Genomic DNA, 6,664 nt, shown 5'->3' with positions numbered 1-6,664 from the left:
GGCCGCCGCGTCGTCGTCGTCGGGGCCGGCCCCGGCGGACTCGCCACCGCGTTGCTCCTGGCCAAGGCCGGATTGCACGTCACCGTCATCGAGCGCGACGCGACGGTCGGCGGCCGCACCAAGACCGTCGAGGCGCCGGGCGGCTACCGCTTCGACATCGGCCCGACCTTCTTCCTCTATCCGCAGATCCTCGCCGACATCTTCGAATCCTGCGGCGAGCGCCTGGAAGACCATGTCCGCCTGGAGCGGCTCGACCCGCAATACAACCTCGTCTTCGAGGGCGAGGACGGCATCTCGGGCCAGATCCGCGCCACCGGCGACGTGCCGCGCCTCAAGGCGGAGATCGCCCGCCTCGCCCCGGCCGATGCCGAGAACGTCGAGAAGTTCTTCGCCGAGAACCGGATCAAGCTGAACTACTTCAAGCCGGTGCTGGAGCAGCCCTTCGACAACTTCCTGTCGATGGCGAGCCCGGCCATGCTCGCGGCGCTGCCCCACCTTCATCCCGGCCGCAGCGTGGACCGGGATCTGAGGCGCTACTTCGCCGACCCGCGGGTGCGCCTCGCCTTCTCGTTCCAGACCAAATATCTCGGGATGAGCCCCTTCCGCTGCCCGAGCCTGTTCACGATCCTCTCGTTCCTCGAATACGAGCACGGGGTCTACCATCCGGTCGGCGGCTGCGGCGCGGTCTCGGAGGCGATGGCCGGGCTCGGCCGCCGCATGGGCGTCGACATCCGCCTCGGCCAGTCGGTCGAGCGGGTGCTGTTCGAGGGCAAGCGCGCCTGCGGCGTGGTCGTCGGCGGCGAGACGCTGAAGGCCGACGCGGTGGTCGTGAACGGCGACTTCGCAAAGGTGATCCGCGACCTCGTGCCGGAGGCGCGCCGCCCGCGCTGGCGCGACGCCAAGATCGGCAAGGCCCGGCTCTCCTGCTCGACCTACATGCTCTATCTCGGCATCGAGGGCAAAATGCCCGAGAGCCTCGGGCACCACACCATCCTTCTGGCCAAGGATTACGAGCGCAACATCAAGGAGATCACCGGCGGCACCCTGCCGATGCAGCCCTCGGTCTACGTGCAGCATGCCGGCTTCACCGATGGCGGCATGGCGCCGCCCGGCCACACCGCCCTCTACGTGCTGGTGCCGGTGCCGAACCTCAAGGCGGGCATCGACTGGGAGACGGTCGGCCCCCGCTACCGCAAGCTGGTGCTGGAGCGCCTGAAGCTCCTGGGGATCCCCGACATCGAGAGCCGCATCCGCTACGAGCGCGTGGTCGATCCCCGCGACTGGCGCGACGAATTCGCGGTGCACGAGGGCGCGACCTTCAACCTCGCCCACGACCTCATGCAGATGCTGTGGTTCAGACCCCACAACCGCTTCGGGCCGGGCCTCTACCTCGTCGGCGGCGGCACGCATCCGGGCTCGGGCCTTCCCGTGATCTACGAGGGCGCGCGCATCTCCGCCCGGCTCCTGATCGAGGATCTCGCCAAGGAGCAGGCGCCCGCGATCCTGGCGGAGCTGCCGACGACCTCGCCGCTGGCCACGCAGGGCGACCCGAGCTGATGCGGGCGGCCTTTCTCCCGGGCCTCGCCGTGCTCGCCGCCCTCGCAGGGCCGGCGCGGGCGGCGGGCCTGGAGGTGATCGTCGAGGGCTCCGAGCCGGGGCCGGGCGAGGTCTACGTCACCCTCTGCCAGGGCGGGTTGACGGAAGCCGCCTGCCCGATCGGCCGGAGCGTCCCGGCCCGCGGCGGCGCCGAGCGCCTCGTCTTCACCGGCGTGCCGGCGGGCGTCTGGGCGGTCGCCGCCTTCCAGGACGAGAACGGCAACGGCCGACTCGACCGCACCGGGCTCGGCCTGCCGCTGGAGCCCTACGGCTTCTCCGGCGCGGTCGGGCGCCGGGCGCGGCCGGATTTCGCGAGCGCGAGCTTCGACCTGCGCGAGCCCGGCGCCGCGGTGAGGGTCCGCCTCGCCCGTCCCCTGCCGCGGCGCTGACGGGCCTTCCGATGCGCGCCGCCGCCCCGCCCCTCGCCTCCGTCGAGGGGGCCGCCTTCGCCTATCGCGGCCGTCCGGCCCTGCGCGGGGTCGACCTCACCCTCGCCCGCGGCACGACGCTGGCGCTGCTCGGGCCGAACGGGGCCGGCAAGACCAGCCTGATCCGCCTGCTCGCCGGGCGGCTCCGGCCCGACGTCGGCTCCGTGCGCGTGCTGGGCGGCGACCCCCATGCCGACCGGGCGACGCGGAAGAGGATCGGCTTCGTGCCGCAGGAGATCGCCCTCTATCCCCGCCTCACCGTCGCCGAGAATCTCGACGTCTTCGCCCGGCTCGCCGGGCTGAGGCGGGGGGAGCGGCGCGGGGCGGTGGCGGCGGCGATCGGGCGCTGCGCGCTCACCGAAATGGCCGGGCGGCTCGTCGCCACGCTCTCCGGCGGCTACCAGCGCCGGGTCAACATCGCCGCGAGCCTGCTGAGCCAGCCCGACCTGATCCTGCTCGACGAGCCGACGCAGGGGGTCGATCTCGAGGCGCGCGCGGCGATCCACGCGGTGCTGGCGGGACTGCGCGCGGGCGGCGCCGGCCTCGTCGTCAGCACCCATGACTTTTCCGAGGCCGAGCGCCTCGCCGACCACGTGGCCATCCTCGCCGACGGACGGATCCTGCGGGAGGGCGCGCTCGCCGCGCTGATGCGCCCGTTCGAGACCGCCCCGCCGGAGCACGAGGCGGTGCTGGAGGGCGCGCCGGATGCGGCGGCCGAGGCGGCGCTCCGCCGCTCCGGCTTCGTGCCGCTCGCGGGCGATGCGCGGTTCTGGCGCGCCGACCACGGCGCCGCGGGCGGGCTCGACGGCGCGGCCCTGCTCGCTGCCCTGCGGCAGGGCGGCGTGCCGGTCGCCGAGATCCGCGTCCGCCGCCCCGGCCTGGAAACCCTCTACCGGGACACCCTCGCCGACGCTCCGGGCCTGGAGAGCGCGGCGTGATCGCGGCGGCCTTCCGGGTGATGTGGCTCTCGCTGCTGCGCGACCGCGCGGCGCTGACCATGGCCTTCGTGCTGCCCACCGTCATCTTCGCAATTTTCGCCGCGATCTTTTCCGGCGCGATCGGCGACCGCATCCGCATCCATCTCGGGCTCGCCGACCTCGCCCGCACCGCCACGACGGAGCGCCTCGTGACGGCGCTGGAGGCCGAGCCGTCCCTGCGCGTCGAGCGCCTGACCGTCACGGACGAGGCGGCCGCCCTCCGCGCCGTGCGCCGCGGCGAGGTCGATGTCGCCCTGGTGCTGCGGGGCGACCTCGCGGCGCCGACGGGCGCGGAGAAGGGCGGTACGGTGCCGAACCAGCCGGTGCTGCTGATCGAGAGCCCGTCGCGGGCGCTGGCCACGCCGATCGCGCTCGGCCAGCTTCAGCGCGCGCTGAACGACGCCCTGCCCGACGTGGTGCTCTCGCGCATCGTCGCGGACGTGGAGCGCTCCGGCAAGATCGGCCCGGACGAGCGCGCCTTCCTCGACGAGGCCTTCGCCGAGCAGCGGGCGAAGAAGGAGCCGTTCTCCTTCACCCGCCTCGTCGAGACCCGCACCACCGCGAGCGGGCGCGGCAACGAGCGGGTGAGCTACTACGCGGGCGCCATCGCCGCCGTGTTCCTGCTGTTCGCGGCGATGCAGGGGGCGCTCTCCCTGGTGGACGAGCGCGAGGGCGGGCTGGCCGACCGCCTCGCCGCCGGCCCCGGCGGCCTGCCGGTGATCGTCCTGGGAAAGTTCCTATTCCTGCTCAGCCAGGGCGTGGTTCAGGCCGGCCTGATCTTTGCCGCCGCCGCGCTCCTGCACGGCGTCGACGTTTCCGGCCACTGGATCGGCTGGCTCGTCACCTCGATCCTCGTCTCCGCCATGGCCGCCGGCCTCGCGCTCGCAGCCTGCGCCCTCTCGGCCACGCGGCAGCAGGCGCATCTCGCCGCGACCTTCGGCGTGCTGCTGCTCTCGGCGGTGGGCGGCAGCATGGTGCCCCGCTTCCTCATGCCCCCCTGGCTGCAGCAGGCCGGCTGGCTCACCCCCAACGCCTGGGCGATCGAGGCCTATCAGGCGGCCCTCGGCGAGGGTGTCGCCGCGGCCTTGCCCGCCTGGGGCGTGCTGGCGGGGCTGGCGGCGGTGGGGCTCGGCGTGGCCGTGGCCGTGGTGGGCCGGCGCGCGCTCTGAGGCGGATTGCCCCGCGGCGACCCGCGCCCGCGACGGATGCGTGCGGATCGGGCACGGGCTCGGATCCCCGACCGCCATCCGAGCCGCCCCGCCCTCATGACCCACCCGATGCTGCGCCTGCTCATCGCCGACGGCAACGACCGCGACGGTCGCGCCACGCGCGCGGAGGCCGTCGGCCAGACCACCTCGGAGGCCTTCGCCGCCGTGGTGGCCGACCTCGCGCCCGAGGCGGCCTGCACGCTGGTGAATCCCGCCGACGCCGACGCTGTGGGCGGGGCCGAGCTCGCGGGCTTCGACGGCATGGTGCTCACCGGCTCCACCCTGCGGCTCGCCGAGGACGGGCCGGCCGTGCGGCGCCAGCTCGACCTGATGCGCGCGGCGCTCGCGGCCGGGTTGCCGGTCTTCGGCTCGTGCTGGGGCATGCAGGTCGCCGCCGCCGTGGCGGGCGGGGATGTCGGCGAGAACCCGCGCGGACCGGAATACGGCTTCGCCCGGCGCATCGCGCCGGTCGGCGACGGCGCCGCGCACCCTTTGCTCGCCGGCCGCGGCCTCGCCTGGGACGCGCCCGCGATCCATCTCGACGCCGTCCTCGGCGCCCCGCCCGGTGCGCGGGTGCTCGCGGCGAACGCCGTCCTCGACGTGCAGGCGATCGAGATCCCTTACGGCCGGGGCCTGTTCTGGGGCACGCAGTACCACCCGGAGACCGACCTCGACGAACTCGCCGCGATGCTGCGGCTGAGTGCCGACGCGGTCGTCTCCGCCGGGCTCGCCGCGGACCGCGCGGCGGTCGAGGCCCATGCGGGCGAGGTCGCCGAGCTTGCCGGCCGCGACGGGCCGGCCCGGCGGCATCGGGCGTGGCGGCTCGGTGTGGGGTCCGACGTCGTCGAGCCCGGGCCGCGGCGCCGCGAGATCGGCAATTTCCTGAGGCACCTGTCCACAGCCCGCGGCCTGAAATGGCCGGAGCGCGACCGGGTGGCACGTTGACCCGTCCTCCCCTGCATCTAGCTTCGCCTTGACGGCTTTCTTCCAAGCCGCCTTCCAAGCCGCGCGGGAGACGCGTTTCCAATGAGCCAGGGTTCCTCGGTCGCGGTCATCGGCAGCGGGCTCGGCGGTCTCGCCTCGGCCTGCGTGGCGGCGGCCCGCGGGCATCGCGTCACCGTCTACGACAAGAACGCGTGGATGGGCGGCAAGGCGGCGGTGCTGCACGAGGGCGGCTTCCGCTTCGACATGGGCCCGACCATCCTCACCGTGCCCCGCGTCCTGGAGCGCATCTTCGCCGAGGCCGGGCGCTCGGTGCACGATTACATGGACCTGCGCCGCCTCGACCCGCAATGGCGCTGCTTCTTCGACGACGGTTCGGCGATCGACCTGATCGAGGACGTCGACGCCATGGCCGCCTCCATGGACCGCTTCGCGCCGGGCCAAGGGGTGGGCGACGGCTACAGGAAGTTCATCGCCGTCTCCGAGCACCTGCACGGCGTGTCCGAAAGGTTCTTCTTCTGGAAGGCGGTGCAGGACCTGTTCGACACGATCGACATCCGCGCCAACATGAACCCCGGAACGCTGCGCGACGTGCTGAGCCTGCGCATGCACGCCACCGTGGCGAGCACGATCCGCGGCAAGGTCAAGGATGCGCGGCTCGCGCAGATGCTCGACCACTTCGTGCAATATGTCGGCTCCTCGCCCTACGGCGCGCCGGCGGTGCTCTGCGCCATCGCCCACATGCAGACGGCGGAAGGCGTCTGGTACCCGATGGGCGGCACCCGCGCGGTGGCCGAGGGGCTGATGCGGCTCGCCACCGAGCTCGGCGCCACGATGAAGCCCGCCGACGAGGTGCTCGGCCTCGACATCGCCGACGGCCAGCTCCGCGGCCTGCGCACCCGCGACGGCATCAGCGCCTACGACGCCGTGATCTCCAACATGGATTCGGTGCGCACCTACCGCGAACTCGTCGGCGGCGAGGTCGGCAGATCCTACGAGAAGAAGACCTTCGAGCCGGCCTGCTCCGGCGTGGTGCTCTATCTGGGGCTCAACAAGCGCTACGAGCACCTCGCCCACCACGACTTCGTCTTCTCCCGCGACCCGGAGGAGGAGTTCGACTTCATCTACCGCAAGGGTGAGCCGGCCCCCGACCCGACCGCCTACCTCGCGGCCCCCTCCTCCACCGATCCGAGCGTGGCGCCGGACGGCGGCGAGGCGCTCTACGTCCTCGTCCACACGCCGTATCTGCGCCCGCACCACGACTGGTCGAAGATGTTCCCGGCCTATCGCCGGACGATCCTGGAGAAGCTTAAGCGCACCGGCGGCATGCCGGACATCGAGGAGCGCATCGTCGTCGAGCGCCACCTCACGCCGCAGGACATCCACGACCGCTACAAGGTGCTGAACGGCGCGATCTACGGGCTCGCCTCGCACGGGCGGATGATGGGCGCGTTCAAGCCCGGCAACCGCTCGCGGGAGGTGCGCGGCCTCTATCTCGCGGGCGGCGCCGCCC

6 protein-coding genes are annotated in these 6,664 nt (G+C 73.2%); all 6 read left to right on the top strand.

Annotation, left to right across the window (positions count from 1 at the left end):
- Positions 1 to 1,557 (top strand): phytoene desaturase family protein (crtI, locus tag MFF42_RS02775; protein WP_238254431.1); only part of this gene is annotated, 1,557 nt, incomplete at its 5' end.
- The gene (locus MFF42_RS02770) at positions 1,557 to 1,985 is read left to right on the top strand and encodes a DUF2141 domain-containing protein (protein ID WP_238254430.1); all 429 of its coding nucleotides are present in this window, start codon (positions 1,557 to 1,559) and stop codon (positions 1,983 to 1,985) included. The genes crtI and MFF42_RS02770, both read left to right, overlap by 1 nt.
- An 11-nt stretch (positions 1,986 to 1,996) precedes the next feature.
- Complete coding sequence (locus tag MFF42_RS02765) at positions 1,997 to 2,962, top strand: ABC transporter ATP-binding protein (RefSeq protein ID WP_238254429.1); 966 nt, start codon at positions 1,997 to 1,999, stop codon at positions 2,960 to 2,962.
- Positions 2,959 to 4,170 carry an ABC transporter permease gene (locus MFF42_RS02760; RefSeq protein WP_238254428.1) on the top strand — a complete coding sequence of 404 codons (1,212 nt, stop codon included), beginning with the start codon at positions 2,959 to 2,961 and terminating at the stop codon, positions 4,168 to 4,170. Before MFF42_RS02765 ends, MFF42_RS02760 begins: the two co-directional genes overlap by 4 nt.
- Positions 4,171 to 4,266: 96 nt before the next feature.
- Positions 4,267 to 5,154 carry a type 1 glutamine amidotransferase gene (locus MFF42_RS02755; protein WP_238254427.1) on the top strand — a complete coding sequence of 296 codons (888 nt, stop codon included), beginning with the start codon at positions 4,267 to 4,269 and terminating at the stop codon, positions 5,152 to 5,154.
- 81 nt (positions 5,155 to 5,235) lie between these two features.
- A partial coding sequence (locus MFF42_RS02750) for a phytoene desaturase family protein (RefSeq protein ID WP_238254426.1) occupies positions 5,236 to 6,664 on the top strand: 1,429 nt, incomplete at its 3' end.

The sequence above is a fragment of the Methylorubrum podarium genome, from assembly GCF_022179745.1.
Lineage (GTDB): Bacteria > Pseudomonadota > Alphaproteobacteria > Rhizobiales > Beijerinckiaceae > Methylobacterium > Methylobacterium podarium.
This window is presented reverse-complemented; position numbering and strand designations above follow the sequence as displayed.